Genomic DNA, 21,367 nt, shown 5'->3' on the forward strand with positions numbered 1-21,367 from the left:
CACATACTCATTCGGAGGTTGAGCCCGGTCTACGAGAGGCCGCTTGCCGGGTCAACGGGCCGGGTCAACGGGCCGTCGGGCGGCCTTCGCACATTCGAGCATCTGCATCGACGCGGTTGCGCTCAGCCGTCGGCTCCCTATCTCGGCCTCAACCACAAGGGAGACGCCGATGGTCAGTTCGTCGGACGATGGGATCCTGACCGAGTACATGGTCAGCTACTGGTCGATGAAGCACGAGAAGATCGACCGCCCGACCAAGCTCCTCGAGACCCTCTACATAGCCGAACGATACCGGGCCGGCGAAAGCCTGCGCGAGGCGCGGTCGGTCTATGACCACGCGGTCTGGAACGGCGTGCCGGTGGCCGAGATGGATCGCCGCCTGGCCGATCTGGACCAGTTCATGCGTGATCTGGTCCGCGAACGCGCCGCCCAGTGGGGCCAGCCGCACTAGGCCCAGGCCGCTTCCACCGCGCCCCAGCCGAACAGACCGCCCAGGATCAAGCGCTTGACGGCGGCGACGTCGACGCTGGTGCAGACCTCGGCATTGGGCGCGCCGTCGATGCGGTCGACGCGGCCCAGGCGCTCGCCGTCGACGGTGACCCGCAGGCGAGCCGGTTCGAAGGTGAAGAGCTCGGGCGCGACCAGGCTGGCGGCGGCCACCGCGTCGTGCGGCCGGCAACCCTCGCCGCCCCACACCTGCTGGTGGAAGGCGATATAGGCCTGCGCGGCCTTGGTCAGGCGCTGCGACAGCGGCGAGCCGCAGCAGACCGCGCCTTTGGAGAGATCGTCGGCGGTGACCTCGACCTGGTGGGTGACGTCCAGCGGCATCAGGCGCGGCATGGTCCCGGCCTCCAGCGTGCGCTGCAGGGCCTCGGGGTCGCTCCAGCTGTTGAAGTCCGCGCCGCCCTTGGCCTTGCCCTCGACGGCGAAGGCCCCGGCCACGATCGTCGGGCGCCAGTTGCGGAAGGCCACGGGATCCTCCAGCAAGCCCTTGCCCAGGTTGGTCAGCGGCCCCAGGAACAGGCCGCTGATCTTGCGACGGGCGGCGAAGGCCAGGAAGTTGGTGGAGTGGCCGCGATCCAGTTCCGGCAGCTTCCAGCGCTGGGAAAAGCCCGCGCCGTTCAGACCGTCGACGCCGTGGGCCGGCCGCATGCGCTCGACCCGGCGCTTGGCCAGGCCCGCGCCGGCGCCGATATAGACCTCGGCCCCGCAGCCGGCCAGGCGCAGCACGCCCCGGGCGTTGGCCGCCGCCTGATCCACATAGGTGTTGCCGAACACGGCCGAGATCGAGACCACCTCGACGGCCTGTCGCGAGCGCGCCAGCAAGGCCAGCGCCAGGGCGTCGTCCACGCCGCAATCGGTGTCGATGTGAACCCGCAGAACCATCCGCGCAGTCTAGCGGGCTGGTGTGACGGCGAGAAGATCAGTCCTTACGAGGAAGGATATCGAACTCGACGATCCGAGGGTCTTCGCGCAGCCGATCGGCCACAGCTGACAGCGGAAGCGTGTCCTTGCCTGAGAACATCCCGGACAACTCGAAGATCGTCCCGCCGTCGACCAGCCGCTGATCCAGCCGTGCGCCTTTCAGCTCGAAGGCGCCCAGCAAGTCGCGAAAGTCGCCTTCACGCAGCATCGCCTCGCGGCGCGACCGCACGCGGATCTCGGCGAAGTTCTTCTGTGGCAGGCGGTGATCCAGGAAGCGGGCGGCGCTGAGGACCACCAGGGCGATCACCGTGCCGACCACCGCCAGGCCGTAGAGACCAACGCCGAACAGCGTGCCGATCGCCGAAGTTATCCACAGGGAGGCGGCCGTCGTCAGGCCGTGCACCGAGAAACCCTGCTGGAAGATCACTCCCCCGCACAGGAAGCCGACGCCGGTCAGCACGCCGTGCGCCATCCGCACCGGATCGATGCGCACGACGTCCAGCGGGGTGTCGTTCATCCACCGCACCTGATGCACGGCGGCCATCATCAGCAGGGCCGAGGCCAGGGCGACCAGCACGTGGGTGCGCAGGCCGGCGGGCCGACTGCGATACTCGCGCTCCAGCCCGATCGCCCCGCCGGCGATCACCGCGCCGACGATGGGAAGGTAGTCATAGGGAGACAGCAGCCAGTCCATGCCGGCTGTAACGAGCGGGGAGCTTGAGTGATCCCTTAGCCGGCCAGGTAGCTGTCCAGGTTGCGCCGCACGCGCTCCAGCACCGGCTCGGCCGCATCCGGCTTCACGAAGGTCTGGCCGGTGATGGTCTCGAACGCCTCGATATAGACGTCCGAGGTCTGACGGATCAGCTCTTCGGGGATCTCCGGGATCGGGTCGTTATAGGGATCGCAGCGCTGGGCGACCCAGGCGCGGACGAAGTCCTTGTCGAAGCTGTCGGGACGCTCGCCGGCCTCGAAGCGCGCCTCATAGGTCGCGGCCTTCCAGAAGCGGCTGCTGTCGGGCGTGTGGATCTCGTCGGCCAAGACGATACGGCCGTCGGCGTCGAGGCCGAACTCGTACTTGGTGTCGGCCAGGATCAGCCCGCGCTGGGCCGCCAGCGCTTGGCCGCGCGCGAACAGGGCCAGGGCATAGGCGCTCAGCGTCTCCCACTGCTCAGCCGTCAGCAGGCCCTGCTCCAAGATCTGGGCGGGCGACAGCGGCGCGTCGTGGTCGCCGTCGGCGGCCTTGCTGGTGGGGGTCAGGATCGGCTGCGGCAGGCGCTGGTTGGCGCGCAGGCCGTCGGGCAGGGTCACGCCATACATCTGGCGCTCGCCCTTGTTGTACAGCGTCAGGATCGAGGTCGAGGTGGTCCCGGCCAGATAACCGCGCACCACCAGCTCGACCGGCAGCATCTCCAGCCGTTGGCCGATCAGCACGTTCGGGTCGGGATAGGCCACGACGTGGTTGGGGCAGATGTCGCCCGTGACGTCGAACCAGTAGCGCGCCGTCTGCGTCAGCACCTGGCCCTTGTACGGCACGGCGCACAGGTTGAGGTCGAAGGCGCTGAGGCGGTCCGAGGCGACGATCACCCGGCGACCGTCCGGCAGGTCGTAATTGTCCCGCACCTTGCCGCGATAGTGGTTGGGCAGGCCCGGAAGATCGACGACTTCCAGGGCGTTCAAGGTGCGGGACATGGTCATCAACCCAGCTTGGCCAGGTCTTCGTCGCTGATGTCTTCGTTCGAGTAGACGTTCTGGACGTCGTCATCGTCGTCCAGCAGGTCGAGCAGCTTCATCAGCGTGCCCACCGAGTCGCCGGTGACCGGCACCTGCATCTTCGGACGCCAGGCGATCTTGGTGTTTGACGCCGCGCCGAACTTGGCTTCCAGGGCGGCGGCCACTTCGTTCAGGCTCTCGAAGGCGGTGTAGATGGTGTGGCCTTCGCCTTCCTCGCCCATGTCCGAGGTGACGTCATCGGCGCCGGCCTCGATGGCGGCTTCCATCATGTCGTCTTCCGACGCGGCCTTGGCCGGGTAGGTGATCTGGCCGACGTGATCGAAGTTGAAGGTCACCGAGCCGGTGGCCCCCATGTTGCCGCCGATCTTGGTGAAGTAGGACCGGACGTTGGCGGCGGCGCGGTTCTTGTTGTCGGTCAGCACCTCGACGATGATGCCGACGCCGCCGGCGGCGACGCCCTCGTAGCGGATTTCCGAGTAGTCGGCCGCGTCGCCCATCTGCGACTTCTTGATCGCGCGGTCGATGACGTCCTTGGGCAGGCTTTCGGCCTTGGCGTTGTTCACGGCCAGGCGCAGGCGCGGGTTCATGGCCGGATCGGGCAGGCCGGTCTTGGCCGCGACGGTGATTTCCCGCGACAGCTTGGAGAACAGCTTGGAGCGCGCGGCGTCGGCGCGGCCCTTGCGGTGCATGATGTTCTTGAATTTCGAGTGGCCGGCCATTCGGAGGCTCTGTCTCTGATCTGAAAAGTGGAGTGTGGGCGCTTCTAGCGTCCGAGGGCGGGTTTTGTCACCCCCGAGGGGTATTGCGTAACGCCGATCGTCGATATAGTTAGGCAATAACTTAAGTATCTGGAGCGCCCGATGAGCCTGACGCTGCACGCCCACCCGCTGGCCTCGTTCTGCTGGAAGGTGCTGATCGGCCTCTACGAGAACGACATCGCGTTCGAGAACGTGCTGGTCGATCTGGGCGATCCGGCCGGGCGCGAGGCGTTCCTGAAGCTGTCGCCGATGGGCAAGATGCCGGCCCTGCGCGACGACGCCCGCGACGAGACGGTGATCGAGACCACCGTCATCCTCGACTATCTGGACGCCCACTATCCCGGTCGCGTGCGCTTCACGCCGAGCAATCCGGACTTCGCCTGGCGGATGCGGTTCTGGGACCGGTTCTTCGACAACTACGTCCAGACGCCGATGCAGAAGATCGTCGCCGACCGCCTGCGTCCGCTCGAGGCCAAGGACGGCTTCGGCGTCGACGAGGCCTATGGCCAGCTGGCCCAGGCCTGCGACCACCTGGAAAGCGTGCTGGCCGACGGCCGCGCCTGGATGTGCGGCGACTTCGGCCTGGCCGACTGCGCGGCGCTGCCGGCGCTGTTCTATGCCGACAAGGTCCAGACCTTCGACGGCCGCTGGCCGCTGTGCCTGTCGTACCTGGAGCGGCTGAAGGACCGGCCGTCGGTGCAGCGCGTGCTGACCGAGGCCGAGCCCTTCTTCAAGTTCTTCCCGGAGGGTTAGGCGACCTCGAGCTGCACATCGACATTGCCACGGGTCGCCTTGGAGTACGGGCAGACCTCGTGGGCGGTGTGCAGCAGCTTCAGCGCGGTCTCACGGTCCAGCTCGGGCGCGTTCAGCTTCAGGCGCACGGCGATGTGGAAGCTGGTCTCGTCCTTGATCAGGTCGACTTCGCTGTCCAGGCTGTGCTCGCCCAGCTTGACGCCGGTGTTGCGCGCGACCAGGCCCAGCGCGCCCAGGAAGCAGGCGCCGTAGCCGGCCGCGAACAGTTGCTCCGGGTTGGTGCCGCTGCCGTCACCGCCCAGCGACTTGGGATAGCCCAGCGTCACGTCCAGGTGGCCGTCGTCGGTCTTGGCGGTGCCTTGGCGGCCGCCCACGGCGTGGGCCTTGGCGGTGTAGAGGGCGTCGGTCATGGCGGTGTCTCCGTTAGGATGGAGACACCATCTGAAGCTGGAGTTGCGACAGCCGCAAGCTGAACCGAAGGTTAGACCTCGGGAATGCTCTGCTGCAGACGCCCGCCCACCCGGATCGGCTCGACGCGCGTTGCCAAGCCCGTGCGGTCGTCGGTCTCGACGAACACGCCGCACACCGTCGCCGGACCCGAGGCTGGCTGATAACGCCCGCCGCTGATCTTGGTGGTGAAGCGGCGCAGCGGCTCGTCCTTCTGGTTGCCGATGACGCTGTCATAGTCGGCGCAGGCGCCGGCGTCGGTCTGGTAGGCGGTGCCGCCCGGCAGGACCTGGCAATCGGCGGTCGGGACGTGGGTGTGGGTGCCCACCACCAGCGAAGCGCGGCCATCGCAATAGTGGCCCATGGCCATCTTCTCGGACGTGGCCTCGCAGTGCATGTCGACGATCACCGCGTCGGCCACCTGGCCCAGCGGGGCCTTGTCCAGCTCGCGGTCGGCGGCGGCGAACGGGTCGTCCATGGCGTCCATGTGGACGCGGCCCAGCAGGTTGACGACGAACACGGTCTTGCCGCTGTCCGTCTGGAAGAGGTGGCTGCCGCGGCCCGGAGCGTCCGACAGGATCGGATAGTTGGCCGGACGGATCAGGCGCGGCTCGCGGACGATATAGGTCAGGGCCTCGCGCTGGTCCCAGCTGTGATTGCCCAGGGTCAGGCAGTCGGCGCCGGCCTCGAACAGCTCGCGCGCGGTGTTCTCGGTGATGCCGAAACCGGCCGCCGCGTTCTCGGCGTTGATGATCACGAACTCGAGCCCGAGACGGCGGCGAAGATCGGGCAGATGGTCGGCCAGGCCGTCACGGCCCGACTTGCCGACGACATCACCGAAGAAGGCGAAACGCATCGAAAGTCCTTGGTGCGGGCCGTCAGCGGCCCATGTCTTTGACGGCCATATACTCTTTTTCGGTGAGAATGGCGTCCAGCCTTTGATCATGCGGCTCGTGCGGCAGATTCTCCACCTGCTGGCCGCTATAGGCCAGGCCCAGCACGAAGACGTCGGGCTTGCGGGCCCGCAGGTCCTCCAGCGCCCGGTCGTAGTAGCCGCCGCCCTGCCCCAGCCTCAGCCCATCGCTCTGGAAGGCCAGCAGCGGCGCGACCACCAGGTCGGGCTCGACCACCGGCGCTTCCGGCGGGGGGCCGCGCAGGCCGATGGCGTCATGGACCAGCGGCGTCCCACGATCCCAGCGCCGGAACACCATCTCGCCGTCGTCCTTGTCCAGCACCGCCGGCAGCGCCAGGACCCACCCTGCTTCCGCCATCTGGTCGGCCAGGATGCGCGGCGACACCTCCGAGCCCAGCCCGTGATACAGGGCGGCGATCTTGCCTTCAGGGTTCGGGAACAGCCTGGCCAGCGGCTCGCGCGCCACGTCGGCGATCATCCAGTCGGCTTCGGGATGTTCGAGCGCCAGCTGCTTGCGCTGGTTCCGCAGGAAGACGCGCAGCGCGATCTTGGCCGCGAGGGGGTCGGCGATGGTCATCGACCGCTTATAGGGGAGAAAGGTGGCGGCGCCGCGAAGAACCGTGAAGACGTTTCAATCCACTCGAACCTGTCAGTAACAGGTGGGCCCCGTATTCCCGCAGCCACGGCCACGGGAGGGAACAGGTCCCGATAGAGAGATTAAGGTCCCTGGGATAAGAAATCTTCGACGAGAGCCACAGCATGACCCGCCGTTGATCAAGATAGGGGTTCGGGGGGCGGATTGCTAGCGGCGCGGTGACGCGGACGCGGTATGCAACCTTCATACCGCCTGCTACTGTGGCGACGGAGGCTCTCATGACCACAGTCAGCAAGCGCACTGTCAGTCTGCCCGCCGAGCAGTCTCGTTATATCGATGACCTGGTTGCGGCCGGAACCTATGCGTCCGCCAGCGAGGTCGTGCGCGCTGGTGTTCGCGCTTTGCAGGAACGGGACGCGGCCGTGGAACGTTGGCTGCGTGAGGATGTAGCGCCGGTCTACGACGCGATGCTGGACGATCCTAACCGGGCGATCGACGCCAAGGATGTGATGGCCTCGATCCGCGCCCATCACGCCGAGCGCCTGAAGACCAAACCGTGACCAGAACGGTCGTCTATTCGCCAGAAGCGCTCGACGACCTTCACGACCTGTATGACTACATCGCCGATCGAGGCGCGCCCAACGCAGCCATGGCGTATGTCACACGCCTCGATGACCGATGCGCCAGCCTAGCGAGCTTTCCGGAACAGGGTGTCCGTCGTGACGATATCCGACCGGGACTGAGACTGCTCGGCTTCGAGCGACGCACCGCGATCGCGTTTAGCGTCACGGCAAAGGCGATCGTGATTATCAGGATCTTCCACGGCGGACAAAACGTCGACGCCGCTTTCGCCGACTGACTTACTCCGCCGCCAGCTTCTCGATCTTCTCGGCCGCCGCGTCCAGCGCGCGGATCGCGGCGATCTCGGCCTTTGTGCCTTCCTGGTTCAGGCGGCTGATCTCGGCGTTGGCGTGGGCCAGGCGCAGCTTCATGTCCGACAGCTCGTCGGCCAGCAGCAGGGCGCCCATCAGGAAGAGCCGGGTCTCGCCCAGCTGGCCGACGTCGCTGCTGACCTGGCGGACCTGGCGGTCGAACAGGCGGGCCAGCTCGGTCAGGTGCGGCTCCTGGCCGTCCTCGCAGCCGACCATGTAGGGGCGGCCGTTCACATGGATAGTCACCTGGGCCATCGGTCAGCCCTCCTTCGGATCGTCGAACAGATCCCGGTCCTGGTCGGACGAGACGGCGTCGTGCGGCGCGTCATCATGTTCGTGATCGTCATTGGCCACGGCTTCGTCGCCCAGGGCCGAACGGATCTCGGCGATGGCGCGGCCCAGCGCCGCCGAAGCCTGCTCGCCGGCTTCCTCCAGCGCCTTTTCGCGCTCGCGCGCGGCGTCCAGGTCGGCGATAAGGCGGGCGCGCTCTTGGTCGTCAAACAGGCTCGGCTCGGCCGAGGTCAGCGCCGGCGCGGGCGCGCGGACGGGCTCGGCCGCCTTGGCCGCGAGACGCTGTTCCAGCGCCCCGACCGCACGCTCCAAACGGCGCACGGCGAGGTCGAGGGCCGTACCGTCGGCCGGGATCATCGGCAATTTCCAATCATGCAACGCAACATATAGATCGAGCCCGTCTATGCCAGACGCAGGGGCGAGATTTGGGCGATGCCGAGCCCATAGCAGCATTTACGGAAGGCGTGTCAGTTTCTCGGGCTTGACTTCGCGCCTTTCCCCCGCAAAACGCGCCCTTAAATAGGGAACGCCGATCGCATCAGCTCGGCGGCCATAACAGGAGAAAGACCCATGGCTATTCGCGTCGCCATCAACGGCTTCGGCCGCATCGGACGTCTGGTCCTGCGCTCTATCGCCGAGCATGGCCGCCGCGACATCGAGGTCGTCGCGATCAACGACCTGGGTCCGGTCGAAACCAACGCCCACCTCCTGCGCTACGACAGCGTCCACGGCCGCTTCCCCGGCACGGTCACCTCGGGTGAGGACTGGATCGACGTCGGCATGGGCAAGATCAAGGTCACGGCGATCCGCGACCCGAAGGACCTGCCGCACAAGGAACTCAACGTCGACATCGCGTTCGAGTGCACCGGCATCTTCACCGCCCGCGACAAGGCCGCCCTGCACCTGGAAGCCGGCGCCAAGCGCGTGCTGGTCTCGGCTCCGGCCGACGGCGCCGACAAGACCATCGTCTACAAGGTTAATCACGAGACCCTGACCGCCGACGACATCGTCGTCTCGAACGGTTCGTGCACCACCAACGCCCTGGCCCCCGTGGCCAAGGTCCTGCACGACCTGGTCGGCATCGAGCGTGGCTACATGACCACGATCCACAGCTACACGGGCGACCAGCCGACGCTGGACACCATGCACAAGGACCTCTACCGCGCCCGCGCCGCGGCCCTGAGCATGATCCCGACCTCGACCGGCGCCGCCAAGGCCCTGGGCCTGGTGCTGCCGGCCCTGAAGGGCAAGCTGGACGGCTCGTCGATCCGCGTGCCCACCCCGAACGTCTCGGTCATCGACCTGAAGGTCGTGCCCTCGCGCGACACCACGGTGGACGAAGTCAACGCCGCCCTGAAGGCCGCCGCCGACGGCGACATGAAGGGCGTGCTGTTCACGACGACCGATCCGCTGGTCTCGTCGGACCTGAACCACATCGCCGCCAGCTCGACCGCCGCCCTGCCCCAGACGCAAGTCATCGAGGGCAAGCTGGTCCGCGTGCTCAGCTGGTACGACAACGAGTGGGGCTTCGCGACCCGCATGAGCGACACGGCCCTCGAGATGGCCAAGTTCCTCTAAGGAACCGAGATACCCAGCCCCCGCTCCTTCCGAGGAGCGGGGGTTTTCCTTGCCCGATATCCCCTGCCCAGGACGCCACATGACCTTCCGCACCCTCGACACCGCCGACCTCGCCGGCAAGCGCGCCCTGGTTCGGGTGGACTTCAACGTTCCCGTCGACGGCGGCAAGATCACCGACGACACCCGCCTGCGCGCGGCCCTGCCGACCATCCACTATCTGTCCAAGCAAGGCGCCAAGGTCATCCTGCTGGCCCACTTCGACCGCCCCAAGGGCAAGGTCGTGCCGGCGATGAGCCTGGGCTTCGTGGCCGAGCCGCTCTCCAAGCTGCTGGAACAACCGGTCGCCTTCGCCTCGGACGCCATCGGTCCTGAAGCCGCCAAGGTCGTCGACGGCCTGGAAAACGGCGGCGTCGCGCTGCTGGAGAACGTCCGCTTCCACGCCGGCGAAGAGGCCAACGACGCCGACTTCGCCAAGGCCCTGGCCGCCAACGGCGACATCTATGTCAACGACGCCTTCAGCGCCGCCCACCGCGCCCACGCCTCGACCGAAGGCCTGGCCAAGCTGCTGCCGGCCTATCCGGGCCTGTCGATGCAGCGCGAGCTGGAAGCCCTGGACGCCGCGTTGGGCAATCCGAAGAAGCCGGTGATCGGCATCGTCGGCGGCTCCAAGGTCTCGACCAAGCTGGACCTGCTCAACAACCTGGTCGCCAAGCTGGATCGCCTGGCGATCGGCGGCGGCATGGCCAACACCTTCCTGTTCGCGCAAGGCCACGACGTCGGCGGCTCGCTCTGCGAAAAGGATCTGGCCGACACCGCCCGCGAAATCATCGCCAAGGCCGACGCCGCCGGCTGCGAACTGCTGCTGCCCGTCGACGTGGTCGTGGCCAAGAAGGTCGCCCCGGGCGTCGAGACCGCCGTCCGTGCGCTGAACGAAGTGCAGGCCGACGACCTGATCCTGGACGCCGGTCCGGAAAGCGCCAAGCGCCTGCTGGCCGCCATGGATTCAAGCATCACACTGATCTGGAACGGCCCGTTGGGCGTTTTCGAAGTGCCTCCGTTCGATGAAGCGACGGTTTCGGCGGCAAAACACGCTGCATCGCTGGCGAAATCGGGTAAGCTTGTGGCGGTCGCGGGCGGCGGTGATACTGTCGCTGCACTGAACCACGCGGGCGTGTCGGCCGATTTTACTTTCGTCTCGACCGCCGGCGGCGCGTTCCTCGAGTGGATGGAAGGCAAGACGCTTCCGGGCGTCGCCGCACTCGAGGCCTAAAGAGACTTGTCCTGGCGCGGATCGTGCAGATCCGCGCTGGACTGACGACTGCAGAGCGCATTAGGCGAAAGTGTAGGCGGTTTCGCCGTCCTAATGCGCTCCATTTAAAGACAAGCCTTCTATCGAAGATAGAAGGCGGCCCGGGCAGAGAACGCACAAGCGTCACGGCCCCAATAACAAGAAACGACCTCAACCTACTTCACGCTTGCAGGAGAGAATTACGTGGCTCGCATCACGCTGCGCCAGCTGTTGGATCATGCCGCCGAGCATGAGTACGGCTTGCCCGCTTTCAATATCAACAACATGGAACAGGGCCTGGCGATCATGGAGGCGGCTGAAGCCGTCAACTCGCCGGTCATCATCCAGGCCTCGCGCGGCGCGCGGAACTACGCCAACGACATCATGCTGGCCAAGATGATCGACGCCCTGGTCGACATCTATCCGAACATCCCGGTCTGCATGCACCAGGACCACGGCAACGGCCCGGCGACCTGCGCCACGGCGATCCAGTACGGCTTCACCTCGGTGATGATGGACGGCTCGCTGATGGAAGACGCCAAGACCCCGGCGACCTACGAGTACAATGTCGAGGTCACCCGCAAGGTGGTCCAGATGGCCCACAGCTGCGGCGTCTCGGTCGAGGGTGAGTTGGGCGTGCTGGGCTCGCTGGAAACCGGCATGGGCGAGGCCGAGGATGGCCACGGCTTCGAGGGCAAGCTTTCCCACGACGAGCTGCTGACCGATCCCGACCAGGCGGTCGACTTCGTGCAGGCCACCGGCGTCGACGCCCTGGCCATCGCCATGGGCACCAGCCACGGCGCCTACAAGTTCACGCGCAAGCCGGATGGCGACGTCCTGGCCATGAACGTGATCGAGGAAATCCACCGCCGCCTGCCCAACACCCACCTGGTGATGCACGGCTCGTCCAGCGTTCCGCAGGACCTGCAGGACATCATCAACCAGTACGGCGGCGAGATGCCCCAGACCTGGGGCGTGCCGGTCGAAGAGATCCAGCGCGGCATCAAGCACGGCGTGCGCAAGATCAATGTCGACACCGACAACCGCATGGCCATCACCGGCGCGATCCGCAAGCTGCTGGCCGAGAAGCCGAGCGAGTTCGACCCGCGCGCCTACATGAAGCCGGCCAAGGAAGCCATGCGTAAGGTCTGCCAGGCCCGCTTCGTCGAGTTCGGCTCGGCCGGCCACGCCGACAAGATCAAGGCGCTGTCGACCGCGACCATGGCCAAGCGCTACACGGCCGGCGAACTGGACGCCAAGTTCGGCGCCGGCGCGGCCAAGGCCGCCGCCGAATAAGGCGCTCTAGAGCTTGAACACGAAGGGCCTCCCGGAGCGATCCGGGAGGCCTTTTTCTATTCGGCCGCCAGAAAGCGGCGGCGACGGGCGAGCAGCTTGATCGCGCCGGCCCCGATCCCGCCACTGACCAGCATGGCCAGGGTGAACCAGGGACCGACGAAGGCGTAGGTCCCCTGCCAGCAGTGCAAGCCGTCGACCGTCGCCGCTACGCCCCCGCAAAACAGTCCGCAGGCGAAGCCGGTCGGCGCGGGTCGAAGCAGGTCGACGTCGCGCAGGCCGAAAACGGTCAGCGCCAGCATCGGGGCGGCGATGACCAGGATGTTGCCCAGGCACACCAGCGCGTTGGGCCAATGAAGGGTCAGCAGCGCGGCCGGGCTCATGGCCGCGTTCTGCACGCCGGCGGCGACCAGCATGCCGACCGCGCCCGCGCCAGCCAAGGCCAGCACCGTGACGCCGCCCGGCCGTCCGCGCGCCAGCCAGGTGGCCGCGACCAGGGCGCACAGGGCGACGCCGGCCGGATAGGCGGCCTTGATCCAGAAGAAGGCCTGTCCCGCCGCCTCGGTCAGGTCGGATCGCACGTCCAGCCACAGCAGAATCATCAGCACGCCCGCCAAGGCGCCGGCGCCGCCGATCTCGGCCAGCCGCCAGGGCAGGGTCGCGGTCGACCAGATGGGTGCGCCAAGGCGCTCGCCGCTCGCTCCCGCATCCAGCGGAGCAAGGGTGTCGTCGATCGTCACGCGCCTCTCCCCACAGAGCCGGCTGGCGTTTCAGTGAAGCTTCTCGCGTCTCATTCGCGAAAAGAGGCGGCACTTCATTGGCGGAACGTGGGTTTGTCAATCGACCCTAAGGCGACGATACGAAACGTGATCGTCGCTACTTCTAGGGACATCAGGTCTGCCTACCAACGCAGCGCCCAGCGCCCAATCAGCGCGCCCACGGCGGCCAGCGACAGCACGCCGAGGCTGTACCAGAGGGCCACGAAGGTGAAGGTGTTCTCGGCGCAGTGCAGGCCATAGACGGTGGCCGCGACGCCGCCCGCGAACAGGCCCGTGGCGAAGCCGGCGGCGACCGGCCGGGTCGGGGCCATGCCGCGCACCGCCCACAGGCCCAGGACCAACATCGGCAGGCCCAGCATCAGGATGTTGCGGCTGCAGACGTGCCACGAGTGCCCGCGCAGCATGTGCAGGGCCATCTGGATGTCGGGGCTCATGATCGCCTGGACGACACCGGCCAGGGCAAACAGGCCCAATACCGCCCCGCCCAGCATCCAGCCGCGCCGGCCCGAGCCCTCCGGCCGCGACAGGCGCTCGATCGCCAGATAGCCGGCCAGGCCCAGCGCGCCGGTATAGAGCGCCTTCATCCAGAACATACCGCCACGCATGGCGGGCATCAGGTCATGACGGGTGTGCAGCCAGGCCAGCACTAGAACCAGCGCCGCCAGGGCGCCCAGGCCGGCGACGATCGCCAGGCGCTTGGGCGGCGCGCGGCTGGGGCCCGCGTCCTGGGCCAGGGCGTCGATCAGATCATCCGTCCGCACGGCGCATCCTTTCGGCCAGGGCCTTCAGCGCCCGGTGCAGGGCGACCTTGGCGGCGCCTTCGGAAATGCCGGCTTTCGCACCCGCCTCGGCCAGAGACAGACCCGTCAGCTTGACGTCGGAGACCAGGATCCGCTGCTTCTCGGGCAGGCAGGCCAGGGCGCGATCCAGTTCGAGGCCGACGCCAGGGTCGGGCTCGTCGGCGGCCAGGAACTCGATGTGGTCCTCGATCGGCAGGGTCTGGCGGATCTTCCGCCGCCGCCAATGGTCGATCAGCTTGTAGCGCGCCACCGCATGCGCCCAGGCGGTGAACGACTGGGACGGGTCCCAGGTCGACCGCTTGAGATGCACCGCCAGCAGCGTCTCCTGCACAAGATCCTCCACATCGCCGGGCGCGCCGGACATCCGCCGCGCGAAATAGGCGCGAAGCCGAACGCCGAGACCGGCCAGACACTCGCGATAGGCTGCGGCGTCGCCGTCCAGCCCGCGCAGCATCAGCGCCTTCAAACGGGTTTCGGTATCCGTCACGCAAGCCCCTATTCGCGCGCGAGGGGCGGATGGTTACACGCCCGCGCGCCGCGCCGGAACCTAGGCCGTGAAACCGCGCCGAAATTTTGTTCGCTGAGCGGTGTAACCTCTCGCGGTGTCGCTTCGTACTTCCCATCGACCAGGCGGCCAGCAGAGCCGCCTGGTGTGAAACAACACCCAGGAGAGAACCCCATGAACCGCACCGCTGCCACCGCCGCCCTCGCCGCCGTCCTGGCCCTGTCGGCCGGCGTCTCGATCGCCGCCGCCGACGACCACGGCAAGGCCAAGGGCGACCAGGAAAAGTGCTACGGCGTCGCCAAGGCCGGCGAGAACGACTGCAAGGCGGGCGCGGGCACCTCGTGCGCCGGCACCTCGAAGGTCGACTACCAGGGCGACGCCTGGAAGATGGTCAAGAAGGGCACCTGCGTCACGATCAAGACCCCGACCGGCATGGGTTCGCTGACGCCGAAGATGTAATTCCACACGCCGTCTCCCCGGCGAAGGCCGGGGTCCAGATGGAAGGGCGCTGGGGTTGGGTTCTACGACCTCAGCGCTTTTCCAGTCAGCCCAGGCTCTTCGAGATCTGGGTCCCGGCTTTCGCCGGGAAAACGGGTTTGTTTGAGACCTCGAATATGACCCCCACCGCCGGCCTCGGCCTTAAATCCCAGCACTATGCCGACGCGGTCGCGTGCGACGCCGAGGGACTGTGGTTCGAGGTCCATCCCGAGAACTACATGTCGGCTGGCGGTCCGCGCCTCGCCGCGCTGGAGGCCGTCCGCGAACGCCGCCCGCTATCGCTGCACGGCGTGGGCCTGTCCCTGGCCGCCGACGCCGATCCGGACGCCGAGCACCTGGCCGCCCTCAAGCGCCTGGTCGACCGGTTCGAACCGTTCGTGGTGTCCGAGCACCTGGCTTGGTCGACGCATCGCGGCGCCCACCAGCCCGACCTGCTGCCCTTCCCCCGCACGAAAGCCGCCCTCGCCCGCATCGCCGCCAATATCGGCCGCATGCAGGACGCCCTGGGCCGCCGCGTGCTGGTCGAGAACCCTTCGCTCTATCTGCCCCTGACCGGCCACGACCTGAACGAGGTCGAGTTCCTCACCACCTTGGTCGCCAAGACCGGCTGCGGCCTGCTGGTCGACGTCAACAACGTCTTCGTCAGCGCCAGCAATCTTGGCTACAGCGCCGAGGCCTATCTGGACGCCCTGCCCGCCGAGGCGGTGAACGAGATCCACCTGGCCGGCCACGGCGCCGACGCCGGCGGCTCGGCTTTGCTGATCGACACCCACGGCGCGCCGGTGGCCGAGCCCGTCTGGGCGCTCTATCGCCACCTGATCCGCCGCATCGGCCTGCGCCCGACGCTGATCGAGCGCGACGATGACATCCCCGCCTTCCACGTCCTGATGGCCGAGCGCGATCGCGCCGCCGCCGAGCGCGATCGCGCCGCCGCCGAGCTCGCCGCGCTGGAGACCGTCCATGCCTGAGCTCTTGGACTTCCAGGACGCCTTCGTCGCCGCCCTCGCCGGCAGCCCCTCGGCCCTGTCGCCCTGGCTCGCGCCCGGTGAAGGCGCGGCGGGCCTGTCGGTCTACCGCAACACCATCGCCAAGGGCTGCGTCGACGCCCTGGCCGCCAATTTCCCGACCGTGCATTCGATGGTCGGCGAGGACTGGTTCCGCGCCGCCGCCGCCCTGTTCGCCCGCGAGGCCCCGCCGTCCAGCGCCGCCCTGCTCGACTACGGTGAAGGTTTCCCAACCTGGCTGGAACGCTTCCCACCGGCCGACGACACGCCCTACCTGGCCGGGATCGCCCACCTGGACCGCCTGTGGACCGAGTGCCTGTTCGCCGCCGAGGCGGAGGTTCTGACGGCCGAGGCGCTCGCAGCCCTGACGCCCGAGACCCTGGCCGAAACGAACCTGTCCCTGCACCCCAGCGTCCGCTTCGCCAGCTTCGAGGCCGGCCTGCCCGGCCTGTGGATCGCCGCTCGCGAAAGCCGCGAGGACCTTGAGCTGTCGGATCAGGCCCAGACCCTGCTGCTGGTCCGCCAAGGCGGCGCCGTCACCGCCCGCCTCATCGGCGTCCCCGAGGTCGCCTTCCTGCGCGCCTGCCGCGACGGCCTCACCTCGGCGCAGGCCGCTCAGCGCGCCTTCGAGGCCGACCCCGCCGCCAACCTGGCGTCACTGTTTGCCGTCTTGATCTCCGAGGGAGTCTTCACCCCATGACCGCGCTCTCGCTTCGCGCCCCGTTCGACGCCTTCGCCCAGACCGCCCGCAAGCTGCTGACCGAGGACGTCCTGGCCCTGGTCACCCGCTTCGGCGTGGCGGCGATCTTCTTCCAGTCGGGCCGCACCAAGGTCGATGGCTTGCTGCACATCACCGACGGGACCTACGCCCTGTTCGAGAGCGAGTACCACGTGCCCCTGCTGCCGCCGGTCGTGGCGGCGCACGCGGCGACCTATGCCGAGCACCTGTTCTCGGTGCTGCTGGTGCTGGGACTGTTCACGCGTCTGTCCGCCCTGGCCTTCCTGGGCATGACCGCGGTGATCGAGATCTTCGTCTATCCCGACGCCTGGCCGACCCACCTGTCGTGGGCGGGCCTCCTGCTCTTCCTGATCGCGCGCGGCGGTGGGACCTTCAGCCTGGATCGCCTGCTGAAGATCCCCTGAGCCGTCTAGTGGATGGTCGGAACGCGCGGGACCAGCGGGCGCCGCCACAGCTGCGCCGTCAGGGCGTTGGCGATGCCGACCCAGCCGAGGTCCGGGGCCACGCCGCCGCCGACCTTGCGGGCCTCGATCGCATAGGCCGCCGAGGCCGCCAGCGAGGCCGTGGCCGCGCCCAGTTGGCCGCCGACGCGACGCGCGCCCAGGCCCAGCCACAGGGCGTTGAAGCCCTGCACCAGGCTCCAGATGGTCAGGGCGCGGGTGCGGGCCGGGCTGGACGGCGCGTTCCAGGTGCGCAGGCCCGACAGGGTCATGGCGATGAACAGCGGGGGCAGCAGCAGGCTGGTCAGGGGCTTGGGCTGATGGGCCACCGGCTCGTGCATCTCGGCGAACTCGACCGCGTACATCTCGTCGTCCAGCACGGCTTCGTGACGACGGCCCATCATCAGGGCGGCAAAGATCGCGCCGCCGGCCAGGGCCGCGCCGAGCGCGATCTGCGCCGCGGGGTGAACGCCAGCCTCCCGCTGATCGAGCTGGAACGCTTCGCGACCGGCCAGGGCGCGCTCGCGCGACTTTCCGTTGGCGATATGCATGGCGGGACTCCCTCGTGAACTCGCAAGGTCAAACAGCCCAGCTGAGCCTTGGTTCCAGCTTCAGCGGGGCCTGATCCGCATGATGGCCTGATCCTCGCGCGGCGCCACCCGAAAACGCCCTTGGCGTGTCGGGAGGCCGACTCCGAGTGGCACAACCCTGACTCGATCTATCCTAAAGTCTCGTGCGACCGGATGACGCGTTAAGGAAAACGACGAGTTTAGACATGGATATCATGTTACTGTTTTTATTTGTCTTTTCGAGATAACTGATCTTTTGACATTCAACCGAGAGCTTCACCGCGTTAAGGCTCTTTTGAGTTTCGGAGCGCAACTTTTCGCCGAAGCGTGAGATGCAGGCGTCGCCAAGGTGGTGACCTCACGCGACAGGGAAAACGCCGATGTCCTTCTTCCGGGCGCGCCAGGACGACAGCAAGGCCACGAGCCAGATCGCCGAGATGGAGGCGATCATCGCCGCCATTCACCGCAGCCAGGCGGTGATCGAGTTCAATCTCGACGGCACGATCATCACGGCCAACGACAACTTCCTGAAGACGCTGGGTTACGGCCTCTCGGAAATCCAGGGCCGGCACCACAGCCTGTTCGTCGAGGACGACTACGCCAAGAGCGGCGAATATCGCGACTTCTGGCGCCGGCTGAACAGCGGCGAGTTCTTCTCCGACAAGTTCAAGCGCGTGGGCAAGGGCGGCAAGGAGATCTGGATCCAGGCCTCCTACAACCCGCTGTTCGACAAGAACGGCAAGCCGGTGAAGGTCATCAAGTTCGCCTCGGACATCACCGCCGTCGAGCTGGAGCGCGCCGCCGCCGAGGCCGCCCGCAAGAAGGCCGACCAGGACAATACGGTCGTCACCGTGCTGGCCGACGGCCTGGGCCGCCTGGCCCGCGGCGACGTCAGCGAGCACATCGAAGCGGCGATGGATCCGCGCTACCAGCAGGTCAAGGACGATTTCAACACCGCCATCGACTGCCTGCGCGACACGGTCTCGACCATCGTCCAGCGCACCGGCAGCATGCAGGCCGGCATCGACGAGGTGTCCTACGCCTCGGACGACCTGTCGCGCCGCACCGAACAACAGGCCGCCAGCCTGGAAGAGACCGCCGCCGCCCTTGACGAGATCACCGCCACGGTGGTGCGCAGCGCCGAGGGCGCCAAGCGCGCTTCGGCCGCCGCCTCGGCCGCCCGCGTCGACGCCGGCCGCTCCGGCGAGGTCGTCCAGCAGGCCATCACGGCCATGGGCGAGATCGAGAAGTCCTCGGCCCAGATCGGCAACATCATCGGGGTGATCGACGAGATCGCCTTCCAGACCAACCTCTTGGCGCTGAACGCCGGTGTCGAGGCGGCGCGTGCGGGTGAAGCCGGTCGTGGTTTCGCCGTCGTCGCCCAGGAAGTGCGGGCCCTGGCTCAGCGCTCGGCCGACGCCGCGAAAGAGATCAAGACCCTGATCGCCAACTCGACCGCCCAGGTCGATCGCGGCGTGAAGCTGGTCGGCGAAAGCGGCGCCTCGCTCGACGGCATCGTCAGCAAGGTCGGCGAGATCGACGGCTTGATCAGCGAGATCGCCCGCTCGGCCCAGGAACAGGCCACCGGCCTCAACCAGGTCAACAGCGCCGTCAACCAGATGGACCAGGTGACCCAGCAGAACGCGGCCATGGTGGAAGAGACCACCGCCGCCGCCGCCAACCTGCGCACCGAGGCCCACGAGCTGACGCACCTGATGACGCGCTTCAAGACCGGCCAGGCCGCTGCGCCGATCGCCGCCCAACGTCGTCCGGGCGCCCGCGCGGCCTAGACCTTGCCTGCCCGGCGGGCCAGCATGGCGGCGTGACCGTTGCCATCCGCCCTGCCCTGTCCTCCGAGATCGAGGCCGTTCGAGAGATCGAGCGGGCCTCGGCTCAGCGTTTCATCGGGCTGATGGACGCCCTGGCCGCCGACGAGCCTTCGCCAGCGTCGGTGCTGGCCGACCGGATCGCGGCTGGCGGCCTGCTGGTTGCGGATGTCGAGGGCCAGGTCGCCGCCTTCGTGATGTTCCGGCCCGTCGGCGACAGTCTCTATATCGAGCAGATCGACGTCCTGCCGGCCTTCGAACGGCGGCGCATCGGCGCGGCCCTGATCGACGCCGTGGGCGCGCGAACGAGCCGCCTCACCCTGTCGACCTTCCGCGACGTGCCCTGGAACGCGCCCTACTACCGGCGCCTGGGCTTCCTCGAGATCGACGACAAAAAATTAGCGCCGGACCTCCTGGAGATCCGGCGCGAACATCTGGCGCGTGGGCTGGATGAGAGCCTGCGGGTATTCATGGAGCGGCCTGCCTAGCGGAGCCGTCCTCGTCCTTCGACAAGCTCAGGATGAGGACTACTGCTAGGGCCGTTCAGTCGGAAACCTCATCCTGAGCTAGTCGAAGGACGGGGTTTCCGTGGCGCTTACGCCGGCAGTTCGCCCATGGCCGACTGCAGGTAGTTCTGCTCGCCCAGCGACTTGACCAGGCCGATCTGCATTTCCAGGAAGTCGATGTGGTGCTCGGTATCGCTGAGGATCACGCGCAGCAGCTCGCGGCTGACATAGTCGCGGGCCTGTTCGCACTGGACGATGCCCGGGATCAGGGTCTCGCGGCCGCCGATCTCGACCTGCAGGTCGCTGTTCAGGCATTCCGGCACGGTCTCGCCGATCTTGAGCTTGTGCAGGTCCTGCAGGTTGGGCAGGCCTTCCAGGAACAGGATGCGGTTGATCAGCATGTCGGCGTGCTTCATCTCGCCGATCGATTCGTCGTAGGTGATCTTGCCGAGGCGCTTGAAGCCCCAGTTGTCGTACATCCGCGCGTGCAGGAAGTACTGGTTGACCGCCGTCAGCTCGTTGGTGAGCACCGCGTTGAGCAGTCGGATGATGCTGGGATCGCCCTGCATGGCGGCCTCCTTAAGGTTCGGATCTCGGCGGGAACCTGGGGCAAGCCGAAACGGGCTTCAACCTGAATGTGTGCGAGTGTTTCGCGCTCTCACAGAAAAGCGTGCGAGTGCTTCGCGATCGCTGAATTTATTGGCTTTTCGACGATTACTCGGCCGCGAATGCAAGCGCTTCGCGATTGTCCTGGATCATCTGGCGCATTTCGCAGACGCACTTGGCGCACTGAGCCTGGCAACCCTTGGAACGGAAGATGTCGGCCGGCCGGCTGGCGCCAGCGTCGATGGCGGCGCGCACTTCGCGCTCGCGGATGCCGTTACAGTTACAGACGTACAAGGTACGAACGCCCTACCCGGTTTGATTGTCATTCTCATCTAGCCGGTCCCGACGGACTTTGCAACTGACTCTCACTCTGGTTAGCAGCGACCAGGTGTCGCAAGCGTCCTGAAATTGGCATAAAGGCCGCCTCATGACGCTTCCCTGCCGCCTCTATCTGATCACCCCGCCCGCCCTGGACGACCTGGCCGGCTTTGGCCGCCAGCTGGCCAAGGCCCTGGAAGGCGGCGACGTGGCCGCCCTGCAGATCCGCCTGAAGGACGTCCCCGACGACGTGATCAAGGCGGCGGTCGACGTGCTGGGTCCGATCGCCCAGGCCCATGATGTGGCGGTGATCCTGAACGACCGCCCCGACCTGGCCGCCCGCCTGCCGGTCGACGGCGTGCATGTCGGCCAGAGCGACATGGCCTATCGCGACGCCCGCAAGCTGATGGGCGAGCGCATGGTCGGCGTCACCTGTCACGACAGCCGCCACCTGGCCATGGAGGCCGCCGAGGCCGGCGCCGACTACGTCGCCTTCGGGGCCTTCTTCCCGACCTCGACCAAGGACGCCCCGACCACCGCCGAGCCCGACATCCTGACCATCTGGCAGGAGACGATGGAGGTCCCGTGCGTGGCCATCGGCGGCATCACCGCCGCCAATGCCGCGCCCCTGGCCACGGCTGGCGCCGACTTCCTGGCCGTCTCGGCCGGGGTCTGGGCGCATCCGCAGGGCCCCGATGCGGCTGTCGCGGCCTTGAATGCGGCTATCGCCGAGGGTCTCGCCGCGCGCTGAGCTTCGAATAACAGTGATATTG

Annotated in this window: 29 protein-coding genes and 1 other RNA gene; 14 read left to right on the forward strand and 16 right to left on the reverse strand. The window is 67.3% G+C overall.

Annotation, left to right across the window (positions count from 1 at the left end; all coding sequences use genetic code 11):
* The first annotated feature begins 169 nt into the window (after positions 1-169).
* Complete coding sequence (locus AC1RRR_RS18390; protein WP_492815362.1) at positions 170-451, forward strand: hypothetical protein; 282 nt, start codon at positions 170-172, stop codon at positions 449-451.
* On the opposite strand, the gene AC1RRR_RS18395 is transcribed toward AC1RRR_RS18390, so the two are convergent.
* The 4 genes from AC1RRR_RS18395 to AC1RRR_RS18410 are packed head-to-tail and all read right to left on the reverse strand — an operon-like array spanning position 448 to position 3,875.
* A complete protein-coding gene (locus AC1RRR_RS18395) occupies positions 448-1,386 on the reverse strand; it encodes a nucleoside hydrolase (protein ID WP_492815363.1) in 939 nt (312 codons plus the stop codon). The genes AC1RRR_RS18390 and AC1RRR_RS18395 overlap by 4 nt on opposite strands.
* 37 nt (positions 1,387-1,423) lie before the next feature.
* On the reverse strand, positions 1,424-2,119 hold the full coding sequence (locus tag AC1RRR_RS18400) for an MgtC/SapB family protein (protein WP_492815364.1): 696 nt from the start codon (positions 2,117-2,119) through the stop codon (positions 1,424-1,426).
* Positions 2,120-2,154: 35 nt separating this feature from the next.
* Positions 2,155-3,120 carry a phosphoribosylaminoimidazolesuccinocarboxamide synthase gene (locus AC1RRR_RS18405; RefSeq protein ID WP_492815365.1) on the reverse strand — a complete coding sequence of 322 codons (966 nt, stop codon included), beginning with the start codon at positions 3,118-3,120 and terminating at the stop codon, positions 2,155-2,157.
* Positions 3,120-3,875 carry a YebC/PmpR family DNA-binding transcriptional regulator gene (locus AC1RRR_RS18410; protein WP_492815366.1) on the reverse strand — a complete coding sequence of 252 codons (756 nt, stop codon included), beginning with the start codon at positions 3,873-3,875 and terminating at the stop codon, positions 3,120-3,122. Before AC1RRR_RS18410 ends, AC1RRR_RS18405 begins: the two co-directional genes overlap by 1 nt.
* Positions 3,876-4,016: 141 nt before the next feature.
* Between AC1RRR_RS18410 and AC1RRR_RS18415 the strand changes: the two genes are divergently transcribed.
* Positions 4,017-4,667 carry a glutathione S-transferase family protein gene (locus AC1RRR_RS18415; RefSeq protein WP_492815367.1) on the forward strand — a complete coding sequence of 217 codons (651 nt, stop codon included), beginning with the start codon at positions 4,017-4,019 and terminating at the stop codon, positions 4,665-4,667.
* Here the strand turns inward: AC1RRR_RS18415 and AC1RRR_RS18420 are convergent.
* From AC1RRR_RS18420 to ssrS, 4 genes are all read right to left on the reverse strand, one after another.
* A complete protein-coding gene (locus AC1RRR_RS18420; protein WP_454717853.1) occupies positions 4,664-5,077 on the reverse strand; it encodes an organic hydroperoxide resistance protein in 414 nt (137 codons plus the stop codon). The genes AC1RRR_RS18415 and AC1RRR_RS18420 overlap by 4 nt on opposite strands.
* Positions 5,078-5,148: 71 nt before the next feature.
* A complete protein-coding gene (locus AC1RRR_RS18425) occupies positions 5,149-5,970 on the reverse strand; it encodes a TIGR00282 family metallophosphoesterase (protein WP_492815368.1) in 822 nt (273 codons plus the stop codon).
* 22 nt (positions 5,971-5,992) lie between these two features.
* On the reverse strand, positions 5,993-6,604 hold the full coding sequence (locus tag AC1RRR_RS18430) for a 5-formyltetrahydrofolate cyclo-ligase (RefSeq protein WP_492815369.1): 612 nt from the start codon (positions 6,602-6,604) through the stop codon (positions 5,993-5,995).
* A 24-nt stretch (positions 6,605-6,628) separates the two neighbouring features.
* Positions 6,629-6,791, reverse strand: a non-coding RNA gene (ssrS, locus tag AC1RRR_RS18435) — 6S RNA.
* 109 nt (positions 6,792-6,900) lie between these two features.
* Between ssrS and AC1RRR_RS18440 the strand changes: the two genes are divergently transcribed.
* Together AC1RRR_RS18440 and AC1RRR_RS18445 are read left to right on the forward strand one after the other, a co-directional pair.
* A complete protein-coding gene (locus AC1RRR_RS18440) occupies positions 6,901-7,182 on the forward strand; it encodes a type II toxin-antitoxin system ParD family antitoxin (RefSeq protein WP_492815370.1) in 282 nt (93 codons plus the stop codon).
* Positions 7,179-7,481 carry a type II toxin-antitoxin system RelE/ParE family toxin gene (locus AC1RRR_RS18445; RefSeq protein ID WP_492815371.1) on the forward strand — a complete coding sequence of 101 codons (303 nt, stop codon included), beginning with the start codon at positions 7,179-7,181 and terminating at the stop codon, positions 7,479-7,481. Before AC1RRR_RS18440 ends, AC1RRR_RS18445 begins: the two co-directional genes overlap by 4 nt.
* Position 7,482: 1 nt before the next feature.
* On the opposite strand, the gene AC1RRR_RS18450 is transcribed toward AC1RRR_RS18445, so the two are convergent.
* Together AC1RRR_RS18450 and AC1RRR_RS18455 are read right to left on the reverse strand one after the other, a co-directional pair.
* A complete protein-coding gene (locus AC1RRR_RS18450) occupies positions 7,483-7,809 on the reverse strand; it encodes a cell division protein ZapA (RefSeq protein ID WP_291880144.1) in 327 nt (108 codons plus the stop codon).
* Between the two features lie 3 nt (positions 7,810-7,812).
* Positions 7,813-8,202: a hypothetical protein gene (locus AC1RRR_RS18455; protein WP_492815372.1), complete on the reverse strand. Its 390-nt coding sequence runs from the start codon at positions 8,200-8,202 to the stop codon at positions 7,813-7,815.
* A gap of 213 nt (positions 8,203-8,415) precedes the next feature.
* Between AC1RRR_RS18455 and gap the strand changes: the two genes are divergently transcribed.
* The 3 genes from gap (at position 8,416) to fba (ending at position 12,007) form a co-directional block, all read left to right on the forward strand.
* Positions 8,416-9,423, forward strand: a complete 1,008-nt coding sequence (gene gap, locus AC1RRR_RS18460) for a type I glyceraldehyde-3-phosphate dehydrogenase (RefSeq protein WP_492815373.1) — start codon at positions 8,416-8,418, stop codon at positions 9,421-9,423.
* Positions 9,424-9,502: 79 nt separating this feature from the next.
* The gene (locus AC1RRR_RS18465) at positions 9,503-10,693 is read left to right on the forward strand and encodes a phosphoglycerate kinase (RefSeq protein ID WP_492815374.1); all 1,191 of its coding nucleotides are present in this window, start codon (positions 9,503-9,505) and stop codon (positions 10,691-10,693) included.
* Positions 10,694-10,915: 222 nt separating this feature from the next.
* Positions 10,916-12,007, forward strand: coding sequence for a class II fructose-bisphosphate aldolase (fba, locus tag AC1RRR_RS18470; RefSeq protein WP_492815375.1), 1,092 nt, complete (start codon positions 10,916-10,918; stop codon positions 12,005-12,007).
* Positions 12,008-12,063: 56 nt separating this feature from the next.
* Here the strand turns inward: fba and AC1RRR_RS18475 are convergent, their stop codons facing one another.
* The 3 genes from AC1RRR_RS18475 to AC1RRR_RS18485 form a co-directional block, all read right to left on the reverse strand.
* Complete coding sequence (locus AC1RRR_RS18475) at positions 12,064-12,744, reverse strand: DUF1109 domain-containing protein (protein WP_492815376.1); 681 nt, start codon at positions 12,742-12,744, stop codon at positions 12,064-12,066.
* Between the two features lie 161 nt (positions 12,745-12,905).
* Positions 12,906-13,544 carry an anti-sigma-F factor NrsF gene (gene nrsF / locus AC1RRR_RS18480; RefSeq protein WP_492815377.1) on the reverse strand — a complete coding sequence of 213 codons (639 nt, stop codon included), beginning with the start codon at positions 13,542-13,544 and terminating at the stop codon, positions 12,906-12,908.
* Positions 13,531-14,070: a sigma-70 family RNA polymerase sigma factor gene (locus AC1RRR_RS18485; protein WP_492815378.1), complete on the reverse strand. Its 540-nt coding sequence runs from the start codon at positions 14,068-14,070 to the stop codon at positions 13,531-13,533. Before AC1RRR_RS18485 ends, nrsF begins: the two co-directional genes overlap by 14 nt.
* Positions 14,071-14,262: 192 nt before the next feature.
* Here AC1RRR_RS18485 and AC1RRR_RS18490 point away from each other — a divergent pair, with 192 nt between their 5' ends.
* The 4 genes from AC1RRR_RS18490 (at position 14,263) to AC1RRR_RS18505 (ending at position 16,733) form a co-directional block, all read left to right on the forward strand.
* Positions 14,263-14,547, forward strand: a complete 285-nt coding sequence (locus tag AC1RRR_RS18490) for a BufA1 family periplasmic bufferin-type metallophore (RefSeq protein ID WP_492815379.1) — start codon at positions 14,263-14,265, stop codon at positions 14,545-14,547.
* Positions 14,548-14,702: 155 nt separating this feature from the next.
* Entirely contained in the window at positions 14,703-15,554 is an 852-nt protein-coding gene (gene bufB / locus AC1RRR_RS18495; protein WP_492815380.1) for an MNIO family bufferin maturase, read from the forward strand.
* The gene (locus tag AC1RRR_RS18500; protein ID WP_492815381.1) at positions 15,547-16,290 is read left to right on the forward strand and encodes an HvfC/BufC family peptide modification chaperone; all 744 of its coding nucleotides are present in this window, start codon (positions 15,547-15,549) and stop codon (positions 16,288-16,290) included. The genes bufB and AC1RRR_RS18500 overlap by 8 nt, the downstream gene beginning before the upstream one ends.
* Positions 16,287-16,733: a DoxX family protein gene (locus AC1RRR_RS18505; RefSeq protein ID WP_492815382.1), complete on the forward strand. Its 447-nt coding sequence runs from the start codon at positions 16,287-16,289 to the stop codon at positions 16,731-16,733. Before AC1RRR_RS18500 ends, AC1RRR_RS18505 begins: the two co-directional genes overlap by 4 nt.
* 5 nt (positions 16,734-16,738) lie before the next feature.
* Here AC1RRR_RS18505 and AC1RRR_RS18510 read toward each other — a convergent pair whose 3' ends face one another.
* Positions 16,739-17,320: a tryptophan-rich sensory protein gene (locus tag AC1RRR_RS18510; protein WP_492815383.1), complete on the reverse strand. Its 582-nt coding sequence runs from the start codon at positions 17,318-17,320 to the stop codon at positions 16,739-16,741.
* 398 nt (positions 17,321-17,718) lie between these two features.
* On the opposite strand from AC1RRR_RS18510, the gene AC1RRR_RS18515 reads away from it, so the two are divergent.
* Together AC1RRR_RS18515 and AC1RRR_RS18520 are read left to right on the forward strand one after the other, a co-directional pair.
* Complete coding sequence (locus AC1RRR_RS18515) at positions 17,719-19,128, forward strand: methyl-accepting chemotaxis protein (RefSeq protein ID WP_492815384.1); 1,410 nt, start codon at positions 17,719-17,721, stop codon at positions 19,126-19,128.
* Positions 19,129-19,160: 32 nt separating this feature from the next.
* Positions 19,161-19,652, forward strand: coding sequence for a GNAT family N-acetyltransferase (locus AC1RRR_RS18520; protein ID WP_492815385.1), 492 nt, complete (start codon positions 19,161-19,163; stop codon positions 19,650-19,652).
* 107 nt (positions 19,653-19,759) lie between these two features.
* Here AC1RRR_RS18520 and bfr read toward each other — a convergent pair whose 3' ends face one another.
* Together bfr and AC1RRR_RS18530 are read right to left on the reverse strand one after the other, a co-directional pair.
* Positions 19,760-20,239, reverse strand: coding sequence for a bacterioferritin (gene bfr / locus AC1RRR_RS18525; RefSeq protein ID WP_454717873.1), 480 nt, complete (start codon positions 20,237-20,239; stop codon positions 19,760-19,762).
* A 145-nt stretch (positions 20,240-20,384) separates the two neighbouring features.
* Positions 20,385-20,570, reverse strand: coding sequence for a (2Fe-2S)-binding protein (locus AC1RRR_RS18530; RefSeq protein WP_454717874.1), 186 nt, complete (start codon positions 20,568-20,570; stop codon positions 20,385-20,387).
* A 133-nt stretch (positions 20,571-20,703) separates the two neighbouring features.
* Between AC1RRR_RS18530 and thiE the strand changes: the two genes are divergently transcribed.
* Positions 20,704-21,345: a thiamine phosphate synthase gene (gene thiE / locus AC1RRR_RS18535; protein ID WP_492815386.1), complete on the forward strand. Its 642-nt coding sequence runs from the start codon at positions 20,704-20,706 to the stop codon at positions 21,343-21,345.
* Positions 21,346-21,367 lie beyond the last annotated feature (22 nt).

The sequence above is a fragment of the Caulobacter sp. GW821-FHT12D05 genome (genome assembly GCF_058807295.1).

Excerpts from the sequence above, each read along its gene's own strand:
- AC1RRR_RS18405 (WP_492815365.1), bottom strand. The coding sequence starts at position 3,120 with ATGACCATGTCCCGCACCTTGAACGCCCTGGAAGTCGTCGATCTTCCG.
- AC1RRR_RS18390 (WP_492815362.1), top strand. The coding sequence starts at position 170 with ATGGTCAGTTCGTCGGACGATGGGATCCTGACCGAGTACATGGTCAGC.
- AC1RRR_RS18510 (WP_492815383.1), bottom strand. The coding sequence starts at position 17,320 with ATGCATATCGCCAACGGAAAGTCGCGCGAGCGCGCCCTGGCCGGTCGC.
- AC1RRR_RS18440 (WP_492815370.1), top strand. The coding sequence starts at position 6,901 with ATGACCACAGTCAGCAAGCGCACTGTCAGTCTGCCCGCCGAGCAGTCT.
- AC1RRR_RS18410 (WP_492815366.1), bottom strand. The coding sequence starts at position 3,875 with ATGGCCGGCCACTCGAAATTCAAGAACATCATGCACCGCAAGGGCCGC.
- AC1RRR_RS18400 (WP_492815364.1), bottom strand. The coding sequence starts at position 2,119 with ATGGACTGGCTGCTGTCTCCCTATGACTACCTTCCCATCGTCGGCGCG.
- bufB (WP_492815380.1), top strand. The coding sequence starts at position 14,703 with ATGACCCCCACCGCCGGCCTCGGCCTTAAATCCCAGCACTATGCCGAC.
- AC1RRR_RS18455 (WP_492815372.1), bottom strand. The coding sequence starts at position 8,202 with ATGATCCCGGCCGACGGTACGGCCCTCGACCTCGCCGTGCGCCGTTTG.
- gap (WP_492815373.1), top strand. The coding sequence starts at position 8,416 with ATGGCTATTCGCGTCGCCATCAACGGCTTCGGCCGCATCGGACGTCTG.
- AC1RRR_RS18515 (WP_492815384.1), top strand. The coding sequence starts at position 17,719 with ATGTCCTTCTTCCGGGCGCGCCAGGACGACAGCAAGGCCACGAGCCAG.
- AC1RRR_RS18450 (WP_291880144.1), bottom strand. The coding sequence starts at position 7,809 with ATGGCCCAGGTGACTATCCATGTGAACGGCCGCCCCTACATGGTCGGC.
- AC1RRR_RS18465 (WP_492815374.1), top strand. The coding sequence starts at position 9,503 with ATGACCTTCCGCACCCTCGACACCGCCGACCTCGCCGGCAAGCGCGCC.
- thiE (WP_492815386.1), top strand. The coding sequence starts at position 20,704 with ATGACGCTTCCCTGCCGCCTCTATCTGATCACCCCGCCCGCCCTGGAC.
- AC1RRR_RS18490 (WP_492815379.1), top strand. The coding sequence starts at position 14,263 with ATGAACCGCACCGCTGCCACCGCCGCCCTCGCCGCCGTCCTGGCCCTG.
- AC1RRR_RS18420 (WP_454717853.1), bottom strand. The coding sequence starts at position 5,077 with ATGACCGACGCCCTCTACACCGCCAAGGCCCACGCCGTGGGCGGCCGC.
- AC1RRR_RS18395 (WP_492815363.1), bottom strand. The coding sequence starts at position 1,386 with ATGGTTCTGCGGGTTCACATCGACACCGATTGCGGCGTGGACGACGCC.
- AC1RRR_RS18500 (WP_492815381.1), top strand. The coding sequence starts at position 15,547 with ATGCCTGAGCTCTTGGACTTCCAGGACGCCTTCGTCGCCGCCCTCGCC.
- AC1RRR_RS18425 (WP_492815368.1), bottom strand. The coding sequence starts at position 5,970 with ATGCGTTTCGCCTTCTTCGGTGATGTCGTCGGCAAGTCGGGCCGTGAC.
- bfr (WP_454717873.1), bottom strand. The coding sequence starts at position 20,239 with ATGCAGGGCGATCCCAGCATCATCCGACTGCTCAACGCGGTGCTCACC.
- AC1RRR_RS18415 (WP_492815367.1), top strand. The coding sequence starts at position 4,017 with ATGAGCCTGACGCTGCACGCCCACCCGCTGGCCTCGTTCTGCTGGAAG.
- AC1RRR_RS18430 (WP_492815369.1), bottom strand. The coding sequence starts at position 6,604 with ATGACCATCGCCGACCCCCTCGCGGCCAAGATCGCGCTGCGCGTCTTC.
- AC1RRR_RS18505 (WP_492815382.1), top strand. The coding sequence starts at position 16,287 with ATGACCGCGCTCTCGCTTCGCGCCCCGTTCGACGCCTTCGCCCAGACC.